The 24,573-nt window shown below is 58.8% G+C and carries 19 protein-coding genes; 11 read left to right on the top strand and 8 right to left on the bottom strand.

The genetic code is table 11. The features are described from left to right. Positions 1 to 50 precede the first annotated feature (50 nt). The 4 genes from AC1DZ8_RS00095 (at position 51) to AC1DZ8_RS00080 (ending at position 3,645) form a co-directional block, all read left to right on the top strand. Positions 51 to 1,304, top strand: a complete 1,254-nt coding sequence (locus AC1DZ8_RS00095) for a CapA family protein (RefSeq protein ID WP_477309914.1) — start codon at positions 51 to 53, stop codon at positions 1,302 to 1,304. 39 nt (positions 1,305 to 1,343) lie between these two features. Then, positions 1,344 to 1,829 (top strand): helix-turn-helix domain-containing protein, encoded by a 486-nt coding sequence (locus AC1DZ8_RS00090; protein WP_477309915.1) that lies wholly within the window; start codon positions 1,344 to 1,346, stop codon positions 1,827 to 1,829. 795 nt (positions 1,830 to 2,624) lie between these two features. Further along, positions 2,625 to 3,356 (top strand): ABC transporter transmembrane domain-containing protein, encoded by a 732-nt coding sequence (locus AC1DZ8_RS00085; RefSeq protein ID WP_477309916.1) that lies wholly within the window; start codon positions 2,625 to 2,627, stop codon positions 3,354 to 3,356. A gap of 64 nt (positions 3,357 to 3,420) precedes the next feature. Beyond that, positions 3,421 to 3,645, top strand: a complete 225-nt coding sequence (locus AC1DZ8_RS00080) for a hypothetical protein (protein WP_477309917.1) — start codon at positions 3,421 to 3,423, stop codon at positions 3,643 to 3,645. Between the two features lie 61 nt (positions 3,646 to 3,706). Here AC1DZ8_RS00080 and AC1DZ8_RS00075 read toward each other — a convergent pair whose 3' ends face one another. The 3 genes from AC1DZ8_RS00075 to AC1DZ8_RS00065 form a co-directional block, all read right to left on the bottom strand. Then, complete coding sequence (locus AC1DZ8_RS00075) at positions 3,707 to 5,107, bottom strand: hypothetical protein (protein WP_477309918.1); 1,401 nt, start codon at positions 5,105 to 5,107, stop codon at positions 3,707 to 3,709. Positions 5,108 to 5,115: 8 nt separating this feature from the next. Continuing rightward, the gene (locus tag AC1DZ8_RS00070; RefSeq protein WP_477309919.1) at positions 5,116 to 6,225 is read right to left on the bottom strand and encodes an MFS transporter; all 1,110 of its coding nucleotides are present in this window, start codon (positions 6,223 to 6,225) and stop codon (positions 5,116 to 5,118) included. A gap of 186 nt (positions 6,226 to 6,411) precedes the next feature. Further along, a complete protein-coding gene (locus AC1DZ8_RS00065; protein WP_477309920.1) occupies positions 6,412 to 7,203 on the bottom strand; it encodes a helix-turn-helix transcriptional regulator in 792 nt (263 codons plus the stop codon). 374 nt (positions 7,204 to 7,577) lie between these two features. On the opposite strand from AC1DZ8_RS00065, the gene AC1DZ8_RS00060 reads away from it, so the two are divergent. Both AC1DZ8_RS00060 and AC1DZ8_RS00055 read left to right on the top strand, forming a co-directional pair. Beyond that, complete coding sequence (locus AC1DZ8_RS00060; protein WP_477400248.1) at positions 7,578 to 8,564, top strand: class I SAM-dependent methyltransferase; 987 nt, start codon at positions 7,578 to 7,580, stop codon at positions 8,562 to 8,564. A 109-nt stretch (positions 8,565 to 8,673) separates the two neighbouring features. Next, a complete protein-coding gene (locus tag AC1DZ8_RS00055; protein ID WP_477400247.1) occupies positions 8,674 to 9,615 on the top strand; it encodes a LysR family transcriptional regulator in 942 nt (313 codons plus the stop codon). A gap of 1,345 nt (positions 9,616 to 10,960) precedes the next feature. On the opposite strand, the gene AC1DZ8_RS00050 is transcribed toward AC1DZ8_RS00055, so the two are convergent. Together AC1DZ8_RS00050 and AC1DZ8_RS00045 are read right to left on the bottom strand one after the other, a co-directional pair. Then, positions 10,961 to 11,101, bottom strand: a complete 141-nt coding sequence (locus AC1DZ8_RS00050) for an EncA/B family entericidin (protein ID WP_477310459.1) — start codon at positions 11,099 to 11,101, stop codon at positions 10,961 to 10,963. Positions 11,102 to 11,297: 196 nt separating this feature from the next. Beyond that, the gene (locus tag AC1DZ8_RS00045) at positions 11,298 to 11,486 is read right to left on the bottom strand and encodes a glycosyl hydrolase 108 family protein (RefSeq protein ID WP_477310457.1); all 189 of its coding nucleotides are present in this window, start codon (positions 11,484 to 11,486) and stop codon (positions 11,298 to 11,300) included. A 371-nt stretch (positions 11,487 to 11,857) separates the two neighbouring features. Between AC1DZ8_RS00045 and AC1DZ8_RS00040 the strand changes: the two genes are divergently transcribed. The 4 genes from AC1DZ8_RS00040 (at position 11,858) to AC1DZ8_RS00025 (ending at position 16,380) form a co-directional block, all read left to right on the top strand. Next, positions 11,858 to 12,025 (top strand): hypothetical protein, encoded by a 168-nt coding sequence (locus tag AC1DZ8_RS00040; RefSeq protein ID WP_477310455.1) that lies wholly within the window; start codon positions 11,858 to 11,860, stop codon positions 12,023 to 12,025. A gap of 91 nt (positions 12,026 to 12,116) precedes the next feature. Then, on the top strand, positions 12,117 to 12,971 hold the full coding sequence (locus AC1DZ8_RS00035; RefSeq protein ID WP_477310453.1) for a PilZ domain-containing protein: 855 nt from the start codon (positions 12,117 to 12,119) through the stop codon (positions 12,969 to 12,971). A 266-nt stretch (positions 12,972 to 13,237) separates the two neighbouring features. Next, the gene (locus tag AC1DZ8_RS00030) at positions 13,238 to 15,385 is read left to right on the top strand and encodes a putative bifunctional diguanylate cyclase/phosphodiesterase (protein ID WP_477310451.1); all 2,148 of its coding nucleotides are present in this window, start codon (positions 13,238 to 13,240) and stop codon (positions 15,383 to 15,385) included. Between the two features lie 71 nt (positions 15,386 to 15,456). Then, positions 15,457 to 16,380 carry a GGDEF domain-containing protein gene (locus AC1DZ8_RS00025; protein WP_477310449.1) on the top strand — a complete coding sequence of 308 codons (924 nt, stop codon included), beginning with the start codon at positions 15,457 to 15,459 and terminating at the stop codon, positions 16,378 to 16,380. A gap of 481 nt (positions 16,381 to 16,861) precedes the next feature. Here the strand turns inward: AC1DZ8_RS00025 and AC1DZ8_RS00020 are convergent, their stop codons facing one another. Beyond that, complete coding sequence (locus AC1DZ8_RS00020; protein WP_477310447.1) at positions 16,862 to 18,169, bottom strand: epoxide hydrolase family protein; 1,308 nt, start codon at positions 18,167 to 18,169, stop codon at positions 16,862 to 16,864. A 668-nt stretch (positions 18,170 to 18,837) separates the two neighbouring features. On the opposite strand from AC1DZ8_RS00020, the gene AC1DZ8_RS00015 reads away from it, so the two are divergent. Further along, complete coding sequence (locus AC1DZ8_RS00015; RefSeq protein ID WP_477310445.1) at positions 18,838 to 19,413, top strand: ATP-binding protein; 576 nt, start codon at positions 18,838 to 18,840, stop codon at positions 19,411 to 19,413. A 733-nt stretch (positions 19,414 to 20,146) separates the two neighbouring features. On the opposite strand, the gene AC1DZ8_RS00010 is transcribed toward AC1DZ8_RS00015, so the two are convergent. Together AC1DZ8_RS00010 and AC1DZ8_RS00005 are read right to left on the bottom strand one after the other, a co-directional pair. Further along, positions 20,147 to 20,407: a DUF4242 domain-containing protein gene (locus AC1DZ8_RS00010; protein WP_477310443.1), complete on the bottom strand. Its 261-nt coding sequence runs from the start codon at positions 20,405 to 20,407 to the stop codon at positions 20,147 to 20,149. A gap of 50 nt (positions 20,408 to 20,457) precedes the next feature. Further along, on the bottom strand, positions 20,458 to 24,012 hold the full coding sequence (locus AC1DZ8_RS00005) for an adenylate/guanylate cyclase domain-containing protein (RefSeq protein ID WP_477400246.1): 3,555 nt from the start codon (positions 24,010 to 24,012) through the stop codon (positions 20,458 to 20,460). Between the last annotated feature and the right edge of the window lie 561 nt (positions 24,013 to 24,573).

The following is a 24,573-nucleotide window of genomic DNA, read 5'->3' as shown; positions in this document are numbered from 1 at the left end:
ATGGCGCTGGCCGAGGCCGGCCAGACTTATCATCCCCTGAGGCGAGTACTATGAAAGACCACTTTTGCGCGGTCGTAACCGGCCAATCTCTGATCACCCATGACATCCGCACTATTCAAGATGAACGGTTCGGTGACGTGGTCCGCTTCCTGCAGCAAGGCGACCTCGTCTTCACAAACTTCGAGTCGACGATCCTCGGCAAGCAGGGGGGTTGGCCGACAAAGGGCAAGTACTTCGGCTACTCCACGGCTGCGGTGCTGGACGCTTTGAAGGCGCTCGGCTTCAACGCACTTGCCCTCGCAAACAACCACGCCTTCGATCTTGGTCCTCAGGGCGTCCTGGCAACCCTGGAGGAGGTGGAAGCGCGCGGGTTCCTTCATGCCGGGCTGGGTATCGACGAGGCGGATGCCACGAGACCCGGCTGTCGCCATTTTGGAGCGCGCCAGGTGTCGCTTCTAGCCCTCGACGCGGGTCCCGGCCCCGCCAACATGTATGCCGAAAATGGCACGTCGTTCCGCCCCGCTCGCCCTGGCGTCAACCGGCTGAAGGCTGTTCGCAAGATCGGCGTGCCTGACGGGCATCTTCGGAGATTGGAAAGGCTCGGCAACCATCTGCAAAGCTCTCCTTTCGATCTGGCAAACTATGCCCAGCCGGAGGATCCGCCGGAGGTCGCGAGAGGCAACGAACTCAATTTCTACGGTACCGTGTTCGCGCAAGCCGCCAACTTTGGTTGCCTGATCGAGGTCGATTCTCGAAGCGCGAACGTCCATTTGTCGGCTATCCGCTACGCTGCTGCGCAAGGCGATTTCGTCGTGGCCTACCTGCATCATCACCATTGGGAACCAGGTTGGCAGGATGTGCCGCGCTGGGTGCAGACATTCGCTCGATCGTGCATCGACGCCGGCGCGGACCTCTTCGTCAGCCACGGCGCACCCGTGCTTCAGGCGGTGGAAATCTACAATGGTTCGCCAATCTTCTACGGCCTCGGAAACTTTCTCTTTCATGTGCACCCCGATGAAAACGAATGGGATCCTCCGGAAGTGTGGCAAAGCATCGTCGCCGCGTGCCGATACGGGGCGAATGGATGCCTTGAGCGCATAGATCTTCTGCCGGTGGTTATCGGCGCAGCAGCTCAGTCCCCTGGATCGTCTTCGGGCAGACTGGTTCCAGTGCCGGCCACTGGAAACGTCGCGCGAGATATCCTGGGAGGCTTCGCGGCCCGCTCGCGGGCGTTTGATGTCGAGATCGATGTGTCCTCGTCGTCTGGCCGCATCGCTGTGCCTGCCGCCAGAAAGTTCGGCTGACACGCGTCCGGACAAACTCTCTATCGGTGGGACTTGTAGATGCAGCATCGAAATGCCGTGTCGGAATCGAAGCGACAAAGTGTCCCGCGGGTACAGGCAAAGGCTGGAACTCAGACCAGTTCTCATCCCGCCGATCTTCATGTCGGCCGACAGGTTGCAGTGGTACGTGTGCAGTCAGACGTATCGCAGGCGCGGCTTGCCCGATCGATAGGCATCAGCGTTCACCAGCTCCAGAAATACGAGAGCGCTAAGAACCGCGTGAGCGCCTCTATGCTCTACGAGATAGCCGTAGCGCTTGAAGTTCCCGCCGGCCGATTCTTCGAAGGCCTCCCAGGCAATCAAACCAGCCCTGACGCTCTGGCTTGTCCAGTTGATGAGTGCATGGATTTCATTGCCAAGGCCGAAGGCCGACGTTTGGTTGAAGGGCTGATGCAATTGCATCCGTTGGTGCGCGGCCGAATCTCGGCACTGATTGCAGTCTTGGGACAGGAATTGCCACTCCTCGACGCGAGCAAGGATGGCTAGCAGGTCTGCGATTTGCGCAGACACCCAATACCGCGCAATAAGCGCAGCCGGGGCAGGTGAGGTGTATGCGAGAGGCGTCCGCCGCTTTGCGCCTCATGTCGGTCATTGAGCAGACCATAGCCGCATCACAAAAGCTGACATCCTAGCGAACAGGTGAGATGGCACGGTTGCGCTGCTTTTCTGCCTTCGAGGATTTCACAGGCGTTTAAAGACCGCGCCCGCAGGCTTCATATCAATTCTAGCACCCTAGGCGACGCGCTCCGGCAGGACTGTGGTTCCGGTTCGCGCAACACTCTGAGCGCTCCAGCGCATACATTGGCGCGGCCTGCCTGTTTCGGTTCGAATCGTAAACTCCCCCAGCCTTGATGTCGATCAAGGGGGCTCGCGACCTTCTTGGCTATCAAACTGTAATGATCGAGAACCCAGATTCCCAACGTGGCGCTGCGTGGGCGAACCCTACTGGTCGCGACCGGTTGTCGAGGTGGTGCAGGAATGCCGCTCTCGCACTGCCGGTTGACTTCGACCGAGGCGCGCAACGGGGTTTCGCGCCGCGGGCCAAACGCGTTCGCCGATCATCGGCGAGAACAAGCGCCGGCGGTCCCGTTACTGCCGCAGTTTTGCAATCCTCCGGTTCTGTTCCTGATCGTCGCGTCTCGCGGGCTTCACCGACAACGGCGCGCAAGGCATTAGCGACAGTCGGGGCCCGGTTGAGAATGCGCGTTCAGATGGTCACTCACAGGGTGAGTTGCCCTTAGCGGCTGGACTGGAATTGGAGGCGACGGAGGGCTACCGAAGGTGAGCAGAATTTTCGCGACAATTGCAGGGCGCTTCACCCCGTTTGAGCCGATGGCCGACGCGATGCGCCCTGGCGAGAAGTTTACCAGTTTTGTCCGGCGCGCAAGCGGCAAGCATCAGGTCTATATCAGCGTGATCGCAATTTCGGTTGCCCTGGCCAACTTTATCCCCATCGACCTGCAGAGAAGGGTCGTCGATGTGGCGATTGCCGACAGGGACGTACGAGCACTTCTGATGCTCGGCGGCCTGTATCTTACGGCTATACTGCTGCATGCGGGGCTGAAATACGCAATGATCGTCTATCAGGGCTGGGTCGGAGAGAGCGTGGTGAAGACGGCCCGCGACCAACTCGCTCTCGTCGCCACGCAAAGGTCCGCGCGAGACCACGCAAGGAGTGGTCAGACCGCCAGCATTATCGGCAACGAGATCGACTATGTTGGCGGATTTGTCGGCACCAGCATCTCCGAATGCGTAGTCAACGTCACGATCATGATCTCCGTCGTATCTTACATGATCTACATGCAGCCGGTGATCGCTCTGGTCAGCGGCATGTCACTCCTGCCGCAGATCCTGCTTGCGCTTTACATGCAGAAGGACCTGAACACACTCGTGGAGCGGCAGGTCGCGCTGGTCCGAAAGCTTGGCACAAGCAGTCAATTCCTTCGCCAGCCACTCGCCGAAGCGGCGAGTAGCCTTTCGCACCATACGCACGATCTTCAGCAATCGCATTGAATCCTATTTGTTGAGATTTGGGCTAAAGACGTTGCTGAATATAGCCAACGCGGTGGGGTCCCTGATGGTCCTGATCGTTGGCGGCTACCTTGTGATCCGCGGGCAGACGACGATCGGCACGGTGGTCGCCTTCATTTCGGGCTTCCAACGATTGTCGGAACCCACAGGAGAACTTCTGGACTTCTATCGCACGTATTCGGAAGCGAAAGTGCAATTCCGGATGATCGTTCAGTGGGTTGACGGCGATCATCCCGCGCAAACCGGACATTCCACGCACAGCCAGAATTGATCGATGTCTTGCCAGCCAGCTCATTCGCGACTTAGCCAGCAATGGCGGAGCATGCTTCGGCTTAGCTAAAAGCCCATTCCGCATCGGTCGGCGCTATCATCCCTCGCAGCAGCCGCTTGCGAAGATCCTGCCACGACGGGTCCGTCACGAAGCTGCTCATGTTTCCACATGCATTGGTGAAGGGGACAGAAGCGAAGCGGTCGATGATGCTTCTGGTGCCGCTGTTCCTGCCATCTAGGAATAGCTTGAAGGGATCATCGGAACACTCGATGACCCGGTGTCCCCAGGCTCCCGGCAAGTCGTCCGCTACAAGAGCCTGGCGAAGATCCTCGTCGACGCCCGCCGTCTGTAGAGCCTGGCAGACGACATAACGCATCAGGGGAAAATAGATCGGCTGATAACTGCCTCCAAGGGCGCGCATGCCAGGCAGGATCGACGAGACCAGGAACATCAGCAGCAGATTGGGGATCAGGCTGCGGTCTGCCAGGCGCTCGATTATGTCGCTGGCCTTGAAGCGGGCTACCTTTGTGCCGGTCGCCGGATGAACGAGGTCTCCGTCAATCAGACGCAGCGGAAGGCGTTTGCCGTTCTCATAGAACCAAAAGAAATCAGTGCCGCGCGTGAGCCAGCCATTCCAGGGGCCGGCGGCCAGACTGTCGAGCCCGGCAACAATATCGGATGCAAGCGTCGGGTGTTCCAGCAGGCGCGTCCGCAGCCAGGAGTCATCGTCGCACAGATGGTCCGCCACCAGGTCTGCTATGTCCTCGTCGTCAATCTGCAGGAAGGCAAAGCTGCCCCCGAACAGTTTTGGCCAGAGCATGAGATTGGCGGCCTTGATGGCATGCGCCGGTCGCTTGAACGGCGTCTGAGGCAGAAGGCTGCGAAGCTCGGTGAGGGTGTCTTCCCTGGTGTTTGGCTCCGCCGGCACCAGCTCAAACCGATAGGATCCCGGCCCGCTCAGAAGGCTGTATCCGATCATCCGGCTTCGGCTGAGGCCAAACACGTTGATCGGCTTCCCGTCGACGGTGAACCAGCCAGGCCCCTTGCGCGGCTTTTCAACAAGGCTCACCGTCGAAACGGCATAGGAGACGTAGGTCGAGCAGTTGTGTGCTGACAGGCCAAGCAGGCTCAGGATGTGCGTATAATACGCTTCCGGTTCCAGGAGGAGAAACAGATGCGGGCCTGTCTGAAGGACCCGGCGCTCTTCGAGGTCCCAGCAGATTTGTGAGACGGCGTTGACAGGCAATCCGTTTCGCTTTCCCGCGTTCCTGATCGTGTCGAGCAACTTCGTGAGGGCGCGACAGCGTATCTCCGGCTCGGCTTTCTGAAGCGGCGCCTCGAACAGGCGGCACGCATAGTCTCGGACCGGGCGGGAATAATAGGGCCGCATCCACGGGTAGAGCGTCGCTAGGGACCCGAGGATTGCCTGTTTCGTGTCTGCGTCTGCAGCTAGCTCGTCCACCTCACGATTTACCCTCGCTGTGCCATCCCGATGCTCAATGTGGGAATGCTGATGAGAAGCAACACTCCGAAGCTGAAGAAGACCGTCGACGGAAATACACTGTCGCCTAAAACGGTCGCAGTGCTGAAAATGAGCAATCCGAGTGCGACCGCAAGGCTGTGCATGGCGCCCTTGGCTCTGCCCAATACACTATCGACGACACGCGACTGTAATGTGACCTCAATGCTCACCCGACCCAGATTGTAGAGACATCCAAGCGCGACGAAGACAACCAACGTCCAGGGCGCGCGCAAAGCAATCAACGACATCAGCGCGAGCGCAGTTGAGCCCAGAAGCATGAGATGAAGTATAGGCGCACCTACGGCTCGTGTCAGGCTGACGACGAGAAGCGCTCCGATCAGCGAACCTGCAGACCACGCTGCCTCAAGCCGGCCGAAGTCCGCGGCCGTGCCATTTTGTTCTTCGAGGATGAAGCTTGATCCCAGGACCGTGACCAGCACCGCTCCTCCATAGAGAAGTGCATACGCGGCAAAGAGACGACGAAGGCGTGGATCAATGGTGAGCGCCAAGCTTTTTGGCCTGGCGGCGTCTTGCGGGATCGGGTCTAACCGCATCGCGGAGAGCGAGCCCGCTGAAACCAGGAAGAACAGCGCAGGCGTGGCGAATGCAGGGGCAGGGGAGAGCTGACTCAGCAGAGGCCCGGCAAGCAATGCTGCCCCGAGACTGCCAAGCTGCATGACGAAGAAAACGCTCGAATTTGAGGTCGCGCGATTGGCACCGCCCGTCGCGAGCGGGATCGTGGCCTGCGCGGCGGTAAGAGCCACACGATCGCAAATCGAAAACGCGACCGCCGACATGCACAGTGTCGGGAGTATCTCCAGGTGGAGGAGCGAAAGGGCTGTGGCAATCACGGCGGCGAAGCGCCCGACATCTGCCACGATGTTCAGTCTTCTTCGATCGAACCGATCTGCCATTGAGCCGGCCAGAGGGCTTGCGACGAGTTCGACGACGCTGACGATAGAAAGCAGAGTCGCCACGCCGGCGCTGCCGCTTCCTGCTTTGACGAGAACCCAGGCGCAGGCGATGTAGTAGCCGTTTCGTCCGATCGAGGCCGACAATGTGCTCGCTAGAAACCAAGGCAAAGGGCGTGGCTGTGCGGCCGGCTGTTTGTCACAGTTGATGCGGATTGTGTTTGGCACGGGCGGGGGATCCAATTGCCGCTCTTCCTACATTCTGTCCGGGATCTCGCTTAACAATCATCTGTGGTTTTTCAGATACTTGCTGAAATCGGCAAACGTTCTGATTCAAATTCTGCACCGGCGACGAAACTCTGTCGGGTTCACCCCGTAGGCCCGCTTGAAGGCCGTCGTGAGATGGCTTGAGCTGCTGAAGCCGCATTCCATCGCGATCTCGGTCGCCGACTTGTTGGTCGATCGAAGCATATCGGCAGAGCGCTCAAGACGACGCTGCGCGATGAACGCATGCGGTGTCATGCCCATCGACTGCTTGAAAGCTCGGCTGAAATGGAAGCGGCTCACACCAACCTCTTTTGCCAGTTCGGCCAAAGTGGGCATGTCGTCCGGTGACGATTCTATCATGGTGATCGCGCGTTTGAGATCGAAGGAGGAAAGCCCCCCTTTCGCCGGCTCATGATGGGTGCCGTTGAGCCTGATCATTTGAACAAGCAGCTGCATGGCCTGGCTCTCGACCATCGTTACGCTGATTGGGTCGGGCTGCTTGAGCTCAGCGACGATCCGCTGCAAGGCCATTTCCACGGTTGTGTCGCGAAATCCGATCGAAGCGGGCAGGTCGCCCGAGCGATGGCGCACAACTCCCCCAAACGCTTCGTCGGGGAACCCCTTTTCAATGGATACGAGCAGGTAGGCGGCTGTCGGGTCTCCCTCATCCCACCCGGACCAATCCCTGCCTGCAGGCATATGGATTACCGAACCGGCGTGCCGCGGGGAGAAGGAGATCCGACGCCCATCGACGAAGTCTTCACCGCGGCTCGCGGCGCCCTTCAGGTTCATCAGGAATATATGGCCGGGGAAGGAGACGCCCGTTTCCTGGCGGGCCAGACCAGTCCTCTTGATCAAGTCTGCCCGCACGTTTCCCCAACACTCATGTTGGTGCGCAAACGTCTGATGCCGTGAGCGGCGCAACTCGTTGGGGTCGAGGCATAGATTATCCACGCGGAGAGCAACCTTCGTGCCAACAGCAGCCCGCCCTCCCATGGTTGTGCATAACCGTGGGTTGCTAGACAAATCAATAATAACTCAGGATTGGCAGAAGATGTCACTTTAGTAAAAAAACGGCAATCGAATGAAAGCCGCTGGTATTGTGCCAGCCTACCAGTGCCTCGCCGAAGACTCGAACAAGGCTGAAACATTAGGTCACTCTTAAATTAGTGGCGTTTCCCCATCGAGTTCTTGGCATCTCACCGAAGCAACGGTGTGGGAGGCATATTGCGATGCGTGGTCTCGACGATTTCCTGGCCGAGTGTAATCAGGGGCCGCGGATCAATGAACTCGCCGGCTTTTTCGCGGAGACCGCCGCTGGCAGAAGCGGTATGCCCGTCCGCAAGCCCGTGGTGGACGCCCGTCTCCTTCCTGCCGACGAATTGCTGCGCGACCTCATTCGCCTCCAGGCCGCACGGCAAGGTTTTTTCGACCAGCACTACCACGGCAGCATTCCTTACAGACTGGAAGAGGAGTGCCGGATGGCCTACGCAATTCTGAAATATGCCCGGCACTGCAGCGCTCCGATATCGTTGTACAGCCTTGGAACAGCGGAAGGCACCATGGCCAGAACGTTGTCGGAATTCTCCGGCGGCCAGATCTTGTCGCTCTCGTGCAGTCCGAACCCGGAGAACTACAAATCCTTCATGGCCTATGGTGAGCCCCCTCACGCCGAGTTCTTCGTCGGACCCTTCCACTGGTTGACCAGGGACGCTCTCGCATCAGATCGCAAGCTGGCGAAGTTCACGCAAGGCTTCGATCTGATCCTGGAGGACACCACCTTCCAAATGTACTCGCCGAACAGACCCAAGCAAATCGAATTCGTGAGCCAAAAGCTGAAGGAGGGGGGTATTTTCGTGTTCGTCGAAAAGTTTCGGGCGGTGGACGAAGACGACTACCAGCGGCGCGAGAACCAGAAGGACTACGGTTTCAAAGCGCGGTACTTCCCGCATGAGGAAATCGAAAGAAAGAAGCGAGCCGTCCTCGGGACGATGTTCAACAACGAAGTGACGGTGCAAGAGATGGCCCGCGCAGTGGGCGGGCATTTCAACCACTGCATCATGACGTGGAATAGCGGCAATTTCTGCAGCCTTGCGGCGAGCAACAGCAAGGAGAATCTCGAGCTCTACATCTCACAAATGCCAGCCCCAGCCATTCCGCATGAGTATGTCTATGAGCCCGGCCTGTCCACCATCGCGACGACGGAAGGTCCGCTGTGACGCTTCGATGTTGTGCATCAAATGAGCGCGCCCATTTTCCGATGACGATCCGGGCGCAATGAGGTGAAGGCGGGATCATCCGTGGTTATGTTGAAAAGGCTCAGGTGACATGACGCGCAACGGCAACGCTGTGCAATTGCTGACCTATGCCTTCGCGGCAATGGACCACGGCAGCCTGCGCCGGGCAGCAAGGGCGCTGCGGGTCCAGGAATCTTCTGTCAGTCGAAACGTGGTCAAGCTCGAACAGCTTCTCGAGATGCAACTCTTCGACCGCAACGTGCGCGGCGTTCGCTTGACAGACACCGGTCGCGCCTGGATCGAAGTTGTGCGCGCTCACTACGAGGGGCTGCTGGAGGCCTTCGCCGAGCGAGTCCGCGACAACAACGATGCAAAGACGCTGCGAATTGGGTTGTGCTGGGTGACGGGAGGCGCGTTCCTGAAGGGCCTCATCGATCGTTTCGGCGAGAAGTACCCGGACGTCAGCCTGACCATTGAAGATCTCCCATCCGGGCAGTGTCTGGCAGCCATACGCCGCAGGCACTTCGACATCGTCTTCACGCACGATATCGGCGACACCAGATCCTGCAGCAGCGAAGTGTTTTGGCGCGAACGTCTCTTCGTCCTCCTGCCGTCGTCTCATGCCCTTGTCGAGAAGGCCTTCCTCACCTGGGCCGACCTTGTCGATGTGTGCCTGCTGGTCCCGGTCGGATTGGAAGGAGCGCCCCTGGATTTGCGCTTGCTCGAACGCATCGCGGCCGACGGCGGCCCGGCCGTTCAAACTTGCCGCGCCAACCAGGCCACCGTCATCTTTCAGGTGCAATTGGGGCAAGGCGTCACTTTGGCCGAGGCGAGCTATGCCAGGACCGTCGCGATCGATTCCGCTGTCTGGAAACCGATTGGCGGGAAAAACAGCGTCAGTTCGATCAGGGGCGTCTGGCTTGAGTCGAACCCCAAGCGCGCCGTCCTGCGCCTGCTGGGGCTTGCCAGAAACATGGCGGCGGCAAGTCGACCACGGGACACGCGGCGCCCCAAGGCGCCACAGCGCTCTTGACAAATTATGCTCGAAGGCGCCCGCCATCGGGCTCATCTCCGCCGCTCGCCCCCACCACGTTGGCAACATCACGTCAGATCGACGTGACAGCGGCGACCCCCTTGATGATCGCTCACGCTTGCGGGCGCACTAGCATGAACCGGCGGCGGCCTCCTGCTGATCAAGCGAACACGTCCTCCATCAATATCGATATCGGTCGTCAGCATCCGCCGCTTGAAATCCGTTGGACCGGTCATCGGCTTTGGAAATCAGGAATGTAGAAGATGACGGCGATAGAGCAAATGCGCGTCGGTTCTCCCCTGTGCGCCGTGTCGTGAGAGCGCATCAACCGCCGCTGATCGTCGAAAATGCCATTCCCGAACCTCAGGCTTTCGAGATGATGTCAGAGAGATTCCCAACTCAACGACAGCAAAAACCGACGCGCTCAAGGCAGCTTCACCGCCATAATGCGGCTCCAGGCGGGCTCTGTCGTCAAATGCACGGCTGCCTTGTGTTGCGCCGCCCTGACGTAGGCAGAGACAACTTCTGCTGTTAAGGGCATCAATGCGAAGCGACGGCGACTGGAAGCCGAAAAGTGGAATTGACGGAACATTCGCTACCTCTAATAGTTGAACCGTGCGGCAATTGGTGCCCTCCACCAGTGGCCGAAGATCGGGCCTCCGGTCGGCCCGCGGCTCTTGGCGGAGAGCGCGGGTTTTCAAACTTGCTCTGGAGTTCGAATGACTGACAAGCCGACCGTAGTAGGCCTTTACCGATGTCCAGGAAATCCGCCGTTTGCCTGTATTGTGCAGGGCGCTAAAGGCAGTTTCGTCACCCAGGACAGCTATCGCGCAGCCAAGCACAAGCCCGACTTTGACGCGTTGCCGTGGGAGGCAGAGTTCAGGGCAGCCAGTCACAAGTCCTAAGTCAACCGCGAGCCGGCAGAATCAGCACCGCGGCGCCGAGCGCGGCCAGCAGGACGCAAGCGGCCACGCGCCCAACATATCGCGCTGCCGGTAGCGCGCGGCGCCAGCAGGAATTAAGGCCTTGCTGGGCTCCGACGTTGCCAAGTCACGATTAGCCCGGCATCGATCAAATGAGGACAGCTCGTCACTCGGCTTCTGGATTGTTTTGCTTTCGAACGCACCAAGTGCGCCTTTTTCGTGACACTCGAACCAAGATGCTTGAGTGGCTTGCCGATGTGGCAAAAGTGACGCCGGCCTGATTGGGGGTCTCTTTGCGGTCTGGGCCATTACCCAATATGCCGAAGTCCTTTGGCTCGGTGCCGGCCGTGCAGGTTAAAGCGAGGCGGCACGGCAACTCCCGAACCGCTACAGCACGGCTTGGGAAATGCCCGCCGCATTGCTCAGGGATTGTTGACGGTATCGTCAACGGCGTTCGCCGTCGACTTGACGTCCCTCCCGACACCTCGAACGGTATTGGCGCAAGCGGAAAGAGCCAGGGCGCAGGCAAGAATGGCGATGGGGGCAAGGTGTAACAGCTTCATTGCGACGTCTCCTCTTAGTGACGTAACCCCCAGATCCGCATCAAGTTCCAATCAAGTAGGAGAACTAGTCAAAAGGCTTAGGGCAGGGCCCAACGCCTAGACGAGCAAGCTTATCAGAGAAAGCACGAGCAATCRCCACCCCACATGTACGACTCGTTTGGCGTGGAGGATCTCGTCCGCCTCTTGATCTTGGTGGTCAACCCGCGCTTTGCAACAGGGGCGGCGGCCATTCAGAGCTAAGCGGCCTCATAGGAAGGTATGGGTGCCGGAAGGGTCCGATGGTGACACCCTTCATGGTGGCGCCGCCCGGATCGGCCGGGTTGTCTACCCAGCCGGCCTCGTATTGGAGCGTCGCCGTAAACGCAGCTGCAAAATTGCTGTACATCGCCTTGCGCCTTCCGTCTTCGATCGGTGAGGACCATACGGACGGGCGGCTGGGCGCCGCAAAGCACAGGTTGTGGCAACTGAGGTTGTGGAGCTGATCAATCGCCGCTAGAACGCGGCCAAATATTGGATTGCGGCATGAACAGCGAAAATGCAGGGCGAAAGACCCAAACTGCCGCGCAGGCGGAACTGCCGCGGCTTCATGGATACCGCAGTGAAATAGACGGCCTGCGAACCATCGCCGTCCTCAACTGAGGGCACTCGATATGCGATTATTGATGAGATGGAGATTCTCGCCTAAACGAGATTGAAGTCATCATCCGGGGCCCAAAGTGGCCCCTTTTTCATGTCAAAAGTTGGAGAACCATCCCGATGCTCAAGGGCATTGCGGGCTGGCTCGACGTGGCGACTGCGATCGCGATCGTCCGCCTCATTATTGATCTCGTGAATCTGTTCCGTTCGGCTCGCGCTAAAAAGGCGCCCGCCGGACCGCGTGCGAGATTCAGGCGGACGCGCAAGCGCCATCGGCGTCGTGGCTGAGCGCCCACTTCCTCGCAACAAGTCCAGATTTCGATAACTCGGCGCAGATGGGCCGTTCAAGCGCAGCAACGGCTTACATTTCCTCGATCGCATGAGCCTCATCGAGAGCCTGCTTCACTGGACGGCCTCCTATCTGTTTCGGATTGCCGGCCTGGTGATCCCGATCCTCTACCTGCTCTTCGACGTCCAGGCCGTGAATGTTGGAACCGCCGACGGCATCGCGCACTTCGTTCCTTACTATCTTGCCCAGGTCGGCGTGATGGCATGGCTCTCGGGACAACGGGTGCTTCCGGTGATGTCCGACGTGTCACAGCTCCTTGCCGCGCGTGAGGTCCTGTCGGCAGCCGCGATCGGGCTCTTCCGTCCGAAGGGGCAAAGATTCAAGGTCACAGCCAAGGGAGGAGATCGAAGCGAGACGGTGATCCAATGGCGGATGCTAATCCCATTCAGTGTGCTGCTCTGCCTGACCATCCTCGGTATTCTTGTTTCCTTCGGCGGCGACGGACCACTGCAGGATTCCAGCGTCGTTGCACTCTATTGGTGCTGGTACAATATGCTCATCCTTATCTCCACCATTGCCGTCTGCATCGAGCGACCGCGACTGCGGCGCAACGAGCGGCTTCGCAGTGCACTGCCCGTTATCGTGACGATCGGTGCCCGGTCTCATGTGTATCAGACTGCGGACATTTCGCTGGGTGGAATGCGGCTGGTGGGCATGGTGCACGCACCGATTGGTACGGAAGTAGGGGTTCAGATTGGTGGTGCTCGGCTCAATGGACGCATCGTCAGGAGCTCTGGCCACGACTTCGCGGTCGAGGTCGAACGAAGCATCGGTGCTCGCGCCGCAATGGTCCGGCAAGTCTATTCGGGAGGCTTCGTTTCGAGCGTGGGCCGTGTGCGACCGCGTCAGGTCGCCGGCAAGGTTCAGGCGCGACTTTTCAAGTGAGACGCGCTTGCGGCATTTAGCTCTCGCTATCATGGATTTGCTCGACGCTGATGACCCCGCCAACACGCATCCCGGGATTCCGAGCAGGATTCAGTTTTACTGAATTTGCCGCGACCGCCAAGTGCCACAGCATTTGCTCGGCCTCTGCAACGGCTAGGTAACTATTAACAAATATAAATGGCAACTATTAGCCGTGTAGACCGTTGAAGATTCGGGAATTCGGCAAATAAATCTCATCGAAATCTGGCGAGAGGGTTAGTGGATCAATGTCCCAGTTCACATCGGTGCGTGGGCGATTGACTTCGTATTATTTGCTGTCAGTCGCGCTGCTGATCGGCATCAGTGTGTACGCACTTGTCCAGATGGCGGCGCTCGATCAACTTACGAAATCGCTTGATCGCAGGTGGGTGGTGGGCACCCGCGTCCTCGGAGAGATGGCGGATCTCCTCTCTGAGACCCGTCTGGCTGAAACGTTTCTCGCACTCGCCACGGATCAGGAGCAGACAGACCGTGCATTGGCCGCGGCCGATGGGTACATGCGTTCGATAGGCTACCAAAGAGCCGCATATGGCATGTTGGACAAGACCGACGAGGAGTTAAGCCTCCTGAAAACCTTCGATCAGGAATGGGGCACTTGGGCGGCCGAACATCGCGCATGGATAGCGCTCGGTCATGACCGACGCCTCGCCGCTTCGCCGGCCTTTCAGCTTCGTGCGCATGCATATTACAGGATCGCTGACGACGCTGTTGACGCGCTCAGTGATGTCAATGCGGCGGGAGCGGCCGCCGCCGGCACGCGCGCCGACAACATTGTCAACACCTCCGCCGTGTACTTCGCGATCGTCGTCGCCTGCGCTCTTCTCCTGGCGAGTTGGGTGACCTGGGTTATCCACGCCGGAATATCCCGGCCTCTCGCCTCCATCACGAAGGCCCTTTCCGATCTCGCCGCCGGAAATCGCGACATCATCCTTCCGCAAGTCAATCGCCAGGACGAGATCGGCAGCTTGGCTGCGGCCTTCGAAGTTTTCCGAACCAGCGCCGTCGCCCTGGACTTTGCGGAGCAGGAGGCTCGCAAGCTCGCATGGCACGATACGCTGACTGGTTTGCCGAACGTTCGTAACTTCCAGGAAAGGCTCGACGAATGTCTGCGTGCCACCAGCGCCGCTGATCAAGCGGCTGTGCTCCTCCTTGACCTAGATGGCTTTCAAACCGTCAACGATACATACGGCCATAGCATCGGAGACAAGACGCTCGGTGAGTTTGCCCGCCGGGTCTCAAAGGTTATGCGTACCGATACCCACTTTGCCAGGATTGGCGGGGACGAATTCGCAATCATCAAGCCAAAAATCGCATCCATCGAAGACCCCGCCAATCTGGCACGTCGTATTGCAGCAGCTATCGACGAACCCTTTTCAATTGACAATGCAAGCATCGAAATAAGCGTTGGAATTGGTATTGCTATCGCGCCAGTGGACGGCGTTCGTTCCGACGAATTGTTGCGGCACGCCAATCGTGCCCTTAATCGCGCGAAGGCCGCTGGCAGATCCAGTGTTAAGTTTTTTGAGCCCGAGATGGACGTGCACTTCGAGCGTCGTATCTTGCTTGAGCGAGAACTCAAGGCCGCAATCGCAGCCGACGCCCTTAGGCCATACTATCAGCCGTTGGTCTCGCTCGCCGATGATCGCATTGTCGGGTTCGAGGCTCTGGCGCGTTGGGAAAGCGGGCCGTTGGGGCACGTTCAGCCTGCCGAGTTTATTTCGATAGCGGAAGACACCGGTCTCATCGTAGCACTTGGAAATCAGCTTTTTCGCCGCGCATGCTTGGATGCCAAAGCCTGGCCCGAAACGCTGACGCTTGCTTTCAATGTCTCGCCGGTCCAATTGCATGACCCCACGCTCGGACTGCGAATTCTATCTACCCTGTTGGAAACTGGATTCAGTCCATGGCGTCTGGAGATAGAAATTACCGAAAGCGCGCTGATCGAAAGTAACGGAGTCGCGCAGGCCGTGGTTGACGAGCTACGTCAGGCTGGGGTCCGCATCGCGCTGGATGATTTCGGAACAGGGTATGCCACTCTGAGCCAGCTACTGTCCTTCAACCTTGACAAGATCAAAATTGACCGGAGCTTCGTATCGCGGATTGGCCAAGGCAACGACGGCCAGGTGATCGCTGACGCGGTTCTCGGCATCGCAAAGGGATTTGGTTTGACGACCACTGCCGAGGGCGTCGAAAACGCGACGCAGCTGGCATATCTGAAAGCCAAAGGATGCAGTCAGGGACAGGGTTATCTGTTCGGCAAAGCCGTCCCGGCTGCCGACATCGCGAAATTGCTTAGCCAAGACAAGTTCACGTCTGCCGCAGTTCGAGGGGGGGTGCCGCGTCGTGGCCTTCGAATTCAAACGTCTGCTCTTTGACATTAACAACGCTACCCGAATGATCTGATGCGACGGCCAAACCCGTTATAGGCGCCGCAAGGAGGTTCCGAATGGAAGTGCCAGTTCTTCAAACCCCCGGCTTCGCCGCTGCGGTGATCGACGCCCTAGCATCGCATATCTGTATCATCGATCAGAATGCCACGATCATTGCGGTGAATCGGGCTTGGCGCAATTTCGGTGCGGCGAACTCGCCAGCGTCATACGCTTCAGATATTGGCAGCCAGTATCTTGAGATCTGTAAAGGGGCAAAAGGCGCCGGATCCGAAGAGGCGGAAGGTTTCGCCGTGGGGGTTCAGTCAGTTCTCAAAGGCGACACTGAATTGTTCCAGATGGAGTATCCGTGCCATTCGCCTGCAGAATTGAGGTGGTTTCTGGGGCGGGTAACCCGGCTGGATGTCGCGCAAAGGGGCGCTGTGATTTCCCACTTGAACATCACCGACCGCAAGTTCCTGGAGATTGATCTCGCGAGACTTGCCGCCACGGATCCACTAACCGGGCTGCCGAACCGTCGCCACTTCCTAGAGGCGGCCAACATCGAGGTTGAGCGCGTCCGACGGTTCGGTGCATCAGCGTACGTCTTGATGATAGACCTCGACCACTTCAAGGCCGTGAACGACACATATGGACATACGGCTGGTGATCAGGCCTTACGCAGTCTCACACAAGCCTGCAACGAAGGGGTCCGAAAGATCGACCTCCTTGCTCGAATTGGCGGAGAGGAATTCGCCGTCTTGCTCCCAGGGACCGTGTTGTCGGGCGCAGCGAGCGTCGCGGAGAAGCTCCGTCGATTGGTATCGGAGACTCCTGTGGAGTGCGAGAACCACATCATCCATCTCACCGCCAGCTTCGGCTTCGCGCAAGTGTGGGCAAGCGACGACGGGATCGGCGATGCCCTGGCGCGCGCGGACTCGGCACTATATGAGGCGAAGCGGTCTGGCAGGAATTGCGTCAAGGGCTTTGCCGTCGTTCACTAGGTCTTGCCAGGCGCAAACGCGCGCAGCAGTGGCAGCCTCCGCCCTTTGAGGTTCAAGCGCCCATCCCCGCCTGGCTGCCTCGCCACCATCCCTTCACTGAGAACCCTCCTCAGGGCCCCGGGGCGTCATCCATGCAACCCGCCTCAACCTCCGCTAAGGCCGTCTGCCGAATGGCAGCTATCCGCCGAGTTCGCGCCGACAGCGGACCGACGGGTTCCGATCCCATTTCGGCCATTCGCTAGTCCAAGCGACTAGCGGCTACTGTCTCTCGAAGCCAATGACTAATCTCGTTCATTGTCTTTGGGTTCGCCAGACCATACGAGAGAATACGAAGGAAAGGGTTGGCGAACCATCCGCTAACGTATTGATTTCCTGTAGAAAACGTTGACCCTCAGCGACTAACATAAGCGTTATTTATCAATATGTTACGAACCGGCTCGCCGAGTCGATTCAAGATGCCATTCTGGCCACCTCTGGTCCGTCATTTGCGCAATGATCTGAAGGCTGCGCGTACCTCTTCTGAGAACAGCTTCGGCTCCTCCCAGGCGGCGAAATGTCCGCCACGTTCGACTTCGCTGAAGTAGGCGAGGCCGGGGTACATAATCTCGACCCAACTTCGGGGCGCAGCAAAAATTTCGCCCGGGAACGTGGTAAATCCCACGGGAACCGTGACCGCCGGAGGAGACTTGCCTGCCGCGCGGGCTGCCGCCTGTCCGGCCTCCCAGTACCACCGTGCGGCCGAGGTCCCTGTGCCCGTCAGGCAGTACAGCGTGATGTTGTCGAGGATACTGTCCCGGGTGAGATTGCCTGCGGGCTTACCCTCCACGAACGCTCGGGAAATCTTGTAGTAGCTGTCCGTGTCATGGTCGAGCATCCAGCTCGCGAGCCCCAGGGGTGAATTCAGCAAGGAGTAGCCGATCGTCTGTGGCCGCGTCGACTGCTCCAGGAAGTAGCCGAAGCCAGTCGCCCTGAACGTCGCGGCCGCCTTCTGCGCCGCTCGTTCCTTCTCAGATTCTGCCGGCAGCTTGTCGGACATGGCCGCCACACCCGCGAGCAAGTTGACGTGGATCCCGAGAAGCCCCTTGGGTGCCTGGCGCCCCATTGCATCCGTTACTGCCGCCCCTACGTCGCCACCCTGGGCGACATAGCGCATGTAGCCGAGGCGACCCATCAGCACCGCCCACGCACGCGCAATGCGGGCGGCGTCCCAGCCGAGTTCGGTCGGCTCACCCGAGAAGCCGTAGCCAGGCAAGGACGGCAGCACCAGGTGGAATGCATCGTCGGGAGTGCCACCATACTTGGTCGGGTCGGTCAGGGGACCGACGGTATCGAGGAGTTCGATGACCGAACCAGGCCAGCCGTGCGTCATGATGAGGGGCAGCGCGTTCTCATGCCGGGACTTGACGTGAATGAAATGGATCTTCACCCCGTCGATCTCGGTCGTGAACTGTGGCAGCGCGTTCAGCCGTGCCTCGCACTTGCGCCAGTCGTACTCAGTCGACCAGTAGCCGCCGAGCGCCCGCATCGTCGCCAGCTGCACACCCTGCGACCGATCCTCGACGAGTTCCTTGGTGGGCCAGCGTGCCGCCGCGAGGCGCCGGCGGAGATCGACGAGTTGCTCCTCCGGGATTTCGACTTTGAAGGGCCGGATGTCATCCCGGGTCGCCGCTAATGCCGAATTTGTGGGAAGCCAACTGGCCGCACCGGCAAGGGCAATCCCCGTGGCGGTTGTCTTCAGAAGACGACGACGATCGACGTCGAGGGTTTCAAGCGGATTAGTCTTGACCATGAGACCTCTCCCGTATCAGCCAAATCCAAACCGGATCGGACGGGACACACAGATCAACCGCCGGCCGGGGCAAATCTATTGCACTATGGTATGGAGCATACCATGGTTTTGGTGGGTTACGGAACTCCATGACAGTCTGCGGAATTTTAGTCGTGCGTCTCACGGAACGGCTTGGCACACAACAAGTTGTACCAACGGAGTGGCGCGAAGCGCTGGTCAACCTCCCGAGGGCGCACGACTAGCAGGGTGAGGATCGCACCTCGGATGTATCAAAGCTGGATCGGCTCGAAACGTTGATGCACTTTAGCGCCTTCGAGCTGGTCTAGCGGCACGTCTCTTTGGACGCTTGGGCTTTCATCTGCCTGTGGGACCTTTGGCGACCTTGCTGGCACCATACTACCGGAGTTCGACCTGCAGGGTGTCGCCCGTCGTCCAACGCCAATAGACGTCTCTGTTGTCGATTCCGGTCAGTGGCTGTGTCCGAAAGGGTGCCCGTTCCATACGTCGGCATAATAGCGCCCCGGACTTGCTCTGTTGTTGGCTTGCCATCGAAGCAATTTCAGAACGGTCTCCGGGAGACAACCATGCGAGAACATACGTCCTCCCAATTCAGTCACGACGGTCCAGATGGGCCCGTTCCTCCTGATGCGCGGATGGACACATGGCCGTTGTCATCGATCGTCCATGATTTCAACAACCTGCTCACGCCTGTTGTAGTCGTCCTGGAAGACTTGCAGCGCCGCCGCGCCGGTACGTCGAGAGAACTCGGAAAGATCGATGCTGCGATCTACTGCGCGTTTCGTGCGAAAGTCCTCGCACGGGAACTTCTCGAACTTGCGGACGCGCGACCGGCTCGGCCTGAGCCGACCGATGTTCGCCAGCTGCTCGAGGAGTTCCAAGTCGTACTTGCCAACGTCCTCTCGCCAAATATCACGTTGACTCTGCACGTCGCAGGCAGCCTCTCATTGGCCTTCATCGACCGGGAGCTGGTTGAACGTGCACTCCTCAATCTCGTCCTAAATGCACGCGATGCAATGCCCGGTGGCGGCGATATCTCTATTGCCGCCGCTCTAGAGTTTCCGCCTTCGAGCAAAAGGGTTCGACCAAAACGGATGATCCGCCTGTCCGTCTCTGACAACGGTGCCGGGATGGATGACGCGACACTCAAAATGGCAGGTCACAGGAATTTCTCGACAAAGGCGAACGGCAGCGGTCTTGGCCTGGAGATCGTCAGACGTTTATGACCATCGAAGCGAGGGATGGTAGGACAGTCTAGGACGCCACGCGCGGTCGTATGGCGATCTCAAGGACCCCAACAAAGCCGCCGACCCTGCAGAAGGCGGCGCGGACCTGGCCGGGATTTTCCTGAGGAACCGGAGCACTGGCCGGCAATTGCATTCCTTGTAAGGGTGGCCCATCGTCGCCATTGCCCTAAAATTGCGGGCGGCAACGGCTGCGAAGCTGTGAAGAACTGTGGGCGCGCGCGCCTATACCAGTCACATGATCGGGCCACATTGACCGGAGCCGACGGAGTCGAGAGATTACGGCTTTCGCGCGCCGCCCTGTGCTTCCAGGGCGCTGAAACCTGTCCACGATGGCCACCGCCGGTGTCCAGTTGTTCCGGCTTCGAATCGGCATAGTTGGCTGCCAATGCCCTGAGTGTGAAAGTCGCACCTCAGATTCTCGGAAAGTTCGAGGGAATTTTGACTTCTGCTTTTGGGAACTTGCATAACGATCCGCAATGACTGACATGAGGCGCTTAGCGGACCTAAGGCTAACCACGGCTGGACGACTGCTTTGCGCCGCGTTTCGGTCGTTGATCAATCCAAAGCCGCATCCCAAAAGCGGAGATCCGAGCAAGCAGGCGAGACGGCATATTTGTGTGCCAAGAATAGACGTTCCTATCCTTCGGGCAAGCCAAGCTTGAAAATCGTCAACGTTTGGCTGGCTTGCGGCGTTTTGCCGGGCGACATTGGCCTAAGCGAACATATTCGGACCGATCTCGCCACCAATTTCAATGATCGCATCTACGGGGATGTTGTTGCGTCGTGCCGCAGACCGAATAGCCTCCGGGTTAGGCGCCTCGTAAAGGCAATAGCTCTTTTTCTTGTCGGCGCTAAGGAAGGAGAAAATCCACTGCACGCCTTCCTGATCGTTGATCAAATTGACATTCTCAATGCCCTCCTTTGTGAGGTTGAGTTGTTCCGCGAACTCCCTTTCGATGACGTAGCGTGGCATGAGCATGCTCCTTCTCAACCGTGGTGATCCAGCGAGGCATGAGAGCCTACCTAGTGAAGCGTTGTCTCCAGCCTCTTCTGCAAACGGACCATACCAAGTTCAGCCGCGGTCACCGAGGCTTGCTCCGAAAGTGACATTGCCCTCTCAATCGCTTTCTTGCTACCTCTTTTTATAAGCAAGTTCGCATATTCAGCCTGCGAATGCGCCAGCCAAGGCCGTGATTCGCTGGCTGCGTTCATATCCATCGCATGCTCGAAGTGCTCGGCGGCTTTCCCAAAATCGCCCAGCGATGCCGACAACATCCCCAGATAGCGACTTGCCGCTCCAAAGCAGACAGTTGCGACTCCTGCCGTGATCGTCATATCCTTGTAGGCGAGCATAAGGTTGTAGATTGTCCGTGCCGCCTCCGTGTCGCCCAAGCTAACAGCAACTTCAGCCACGAATGAGAGCGATGCGCTTCGCTTTCCATCCGGCGGCATTGCGAAATGAGCACGCGCTAGTTCATTCAACCTGCGTTGCGCTGCATCCCGATATCCCAAATCGGCCGCGACCAGCGCAAACCCTGGCAACCATGTGGTGTCATCCGGACTTTCATCGATAAGATTCTTCATCACCGGAGCCACCTCTGACAGGCGATTCTGTTCGCGTCGGATCGTGAACATCTGCATGCCATAGACCCCTTCGACTTCCGCGCCATGCGTCTGTCTGCCCAGGGTCAACGCTTCTCCAGCCAGCTTCTCGGCGGTGATGAACCGTCCATCGAGGATGGCCATCATCGCCCTCGCGTTCCACGCAAGCCATAGAATGTTGAGCCGTTGGCGCAACGTTCCCAAGTCTTCCAGCCCGGCCACGGCTTGATCGGCGCGCGCGCGGTCGCCAAGCTCAGTCGAGACGTAGACGTCAAGCGCGAGAGCGCGGCCGCGCAGATCATCGTCGTTGATGCCAGCCGCGAGGCGCTTTATCTCATCAACACGCGCAACTAGTTGAGTTGCCTCTGCCGCGGACTTCACTGTTCTGGGCGTCAAGAAAGGCAGGACAGACAGTTCAAAGAGCGAAGCTTGGTCGCCTAGTTGCCGAGCCAATTTGACCCCTTCTGCGTGACATTTGGCGCTGTTCTTGCTGTCGCTGAGGTAAAAATATGCACGCGTGAGGCGGCTGAGGAGCTGGCTGCGCGACCTCTGATCATCGGGCTCGAGCATACCCATTGCTTCAGTGAGCAGCTGGAGCGATTCGTCTAGTCGCTTCGAAGACAGGAACTGGGCGCCGTCAAAACCAAGAGCAGAACGAACGAACGCCTTGGTGTCATGGGTCTCGCGAGCCAAGTGCGCGGTCAGCTTGTATTTTGCCACCGAGTCCGACAAGCGGCCTGCGGCACTCAGTGCCTCGCCGAGCTTTAGGGTCGCCTCGAGAACTTCCTTTTGCCGGGCCGGTCCTCCCGGTAGGTGCTCGGCGATGGAGACAGCGTTCTGAAAGTGATCGACCGCCTCATAGTTGGCTGACTGCCCTAGCGCCCGTTCGCCGGCCTTCATCCAGTATGGCAGCGCGAGCGCACCTTGCTGTGCCTTGACATAATGCTGGGCGATGAGCTCGGGTTGGGTGACGATGAGATCCGGATATGCATCGATCAGCGCATTAGCGATGGCTTCATGATATTGGCGGCGCCTTTTGCTGAGCAGCGATTGGTATGCCGTATCCTGAATGAGCGCATGTCGGAATACCAGCGCGTCTCGCACCACACCGCCGACGACAACGAGTTGGGTAGACATGAGCTCATTGAGCGCTTCGCCGAGAGTTGGGTCATCGAGACCGGCAACCTTGGAAAGTAGGCCGCGGTCAAATTCCCGGCCTATGACAGAAGCGATTTGCGCCACCTCTTTGGCTGCCGCTGTCAAACGGTCAAGTCGGGCCATGAGGGATCCCTGCAGACTGTCCGGAATCTCAACATTGAGAGACGCCGCCTTTCCGCTTTCCAGAATCGAACGTGTCAATTCTTCCACGAATAGCGGCACACCGTCAGTCCGCTCTACGATCCTGTCGGCAAGCTGATCCGGAACGTCTGCGAGCATCGAGTCGATCAGCTCGCGCATCTGTTGCTTCGTCAGCCGACCAATGGCCAGCGTCGTCACGTGCTCTAACCCCGTGGCCCAGGTCGGCGCCCATTCGGGCCGGTGCGTTACTACGACAAGAACGGCCGCGCCATGCATGCGACGGACGACCTCTGTGAGAAACTCATTGGTCGACGGATCGATCCAGTGAGCATCCTCAACAACAAACAGAACGGGCGCCATCTTTGCCGCAAGCAGCACCCGGTTCGCCAGTGTGCGTACGATGAGTTCTTTGCGCTGTTGGGCGGAGAGATCGAGCGGAGTGAATTCACTGGCTAGGTCCAGCGAGAGCAACTCGGCATATATCGAGCCTACTTCTGAGGGATCTTCGCCGTACCGTTGAACAATTGCGCGCAGCTTCTCGGCTCGCATCAGAGGTTCGTCGGCAGCTGAAAGACCTGCCAGCCGGCTCAGGCGCTGAATGATGGGATAGAAGGCCGAGGTGGAGTGATAGGGCGAACATTGCAGTCGTATTAACTCGGGCTGGTTCTCCTGCAACCGTTCCTCAAGCGCATCGACGAGGCGAGATTTCCCGATTCCCGCCTCTCCCGATACAAAGACCGCTTGGCCTTGGCCGTTTTTAGCTAATTCCCAGCGATCCAGCAGCATTCCAATTTCACTGCTGCGGCCAACGAATTTTGAGAGCGCACTGGTTTGCGCGGCATCGAAACGACTTTCCACTTCTCGTTCACCGTGGACCGCAAACAAGGCAATAGGCAATCGAAAGCCTTTCAATTCCTGCGCGCCGAGACTCTCGATCTCGAAGGATTGCCCAGCGAGCCGCCGCGTAGCGTCTGCCACCACGATCTGACCAGGCGCAGCAGCAGCTTGCAGGCGAGCTGCGAGATTCGGAGTATCTCCTGCGATTGAGGCCCGCTCATTCGCGCTGCTGCCGGCGATATCGCCGACGACCACGTGCCCCGATGCAATGCCGATCCGCGCCTTCAATTGCTCGCCGCTGGGGGACTGGAAGGCCTCGACTGCAGCGAGGGCCTCGATGCCTGCGCGAATGGCGCGCTCAGCATGGTCCTCGTAAGCCATGGGCCATCCAAAGTATGCAAGCACGCCGTCCCCTAGATATTTCGCGACGTAGCCTCCAAAGCGCGTGATCGCGCCTGCAACACTATCCTGATAGCGCCGCGTAAGCTCATGCATGTCTTCGGGGTCGAGTTGGGCAGATAGCGCAGTCGACCCGACCAAATCACAGAAGAGCACACTAAGCAGACGCCGGTCTGCGGTCGGTTCCTGAGGGAGGTCGCTGGCCTGAAGTTCCGAACCCGCAGGAGAAGGTGAGGGGACCAGGGACCCGGTCAGATTTGGCTGAGCAAGCCCGGTGACAGCAGCCAGGATAATTTTGCGATGCCCCAGTGAGACACCAAGCTCCTGGAGGTCGCGTTCAGTGACATGAGGGAGCGCTCGCAGGTCGACGTCGTTTTGGACGAACGCCTCCAGGTATTTGCCGAGGCCGAGCTGGCTCAGCCAGTCTTCGATCGTCTGCATCGAGCGTTTGCCCATGTCACCATGCTAAACTAGCGCGAAGGTAGCCGTAGCACCATGCCGCACTAAGGATCAGCTTAGTGCGATGAGGCCTCATTTCACGAATTCCCTTGGACCAAGCGCTAATTTTCGGGCAAACTAGGCGTTATTCGTGAGCGACGGGTGCCGGTCAACATTGTCAGCTAGGCGGGCCGTGCAGGGGGCGCGCAATGATCGCCGCTCAGAAGCGTCCGCTAAGCGCCTCAAGTCGGTCATAGAGATGAACTTGTCTCCGCCCAGAAGGAGACGTCATGGATGGCCATGCTGTAGGTCGTGGTCGCGCCACCAGCGGACATTCGCCGCTTGTGGCAACGATATAGGACCTAGGCACGAGCGAGTTATCTCGCGTCCAGTTGACCAGTAATGAAGCTACGCCAAACCCGCGCGACGGGCGCCTTCTCTGATCGCAGCAATGGCGACAGGATTGGTAACCGGATAGGTGCTGATAAACACTTCGGGTGTGAAGTCCGGGAACTCGGACTTCAGTCGCGAATTGATCCTGGCGACCTGAGGCGTTTCATTGAG

The sequence above is a fragment of the Mesorhizobium sp. P2_F7 genome (assembly GCF_056403695.1).
Note: the sequence above shows the minus strand (reverse complement) of the source record. Positions and strands in the feature narration are given on the sequence as shown.